The organism is Nocardioides malaquae (genome assembly GCF_015070385.1).
GTDB classification, from domain to species: Bacteria; Actinomycetota; Actinomycetes; order Propionibacteriales; family Nocardioidaceae; genus Nocardioides; species Nocardioides malaquae.
In genome coordinates this window covers 1-262 of the sequence record NZ_JADCSA010000560.1, presented here as the reverse complement: position 1 = coordinate 262, position 262 = coordinate 1, and the positions used below count along the sequence as shown (strand labels likewise).

Here is a 262-nt window from a genome sequence, read left to right as displayed (position 1 = left end):
GTTCAACACAATCCGGCCTATGAGGCTAACTGTTCCCCAGCCCCTCACCATGGCTTACAGAGGACTCGTGGAAAGCATCCTCACCAGCGGCATCACGGTGTGGTATGGAAACACCACCCAAGCTGAGAGGAAATCGCTCCAACGTGTTGTCAAAACCGCAGAGAGAATCATTGGCTCAGGTCTCCCTGCCATGGACACAATCTACACACAGCATTGTAGGAGGAGAGCACAGAACATCCTGAAGGACAGCCATCATCCTGCT

1 protein-coding gene is annotated in these 262 nt (G+C 53.1%); it reads left to right on the top strand.

Features of this window, described 5'->3' with window-relative positions; genetic code table 11:
* Positions 1-67 precede the first annotated feature (67 nt).
* Positions 68-262: hypothetical protein (locus tag IEQ44_RS17295; RefSeq protein ID WP_227487662.1), on the top strand; the 195-nt coding region annotated here is incomplete at its 3' end.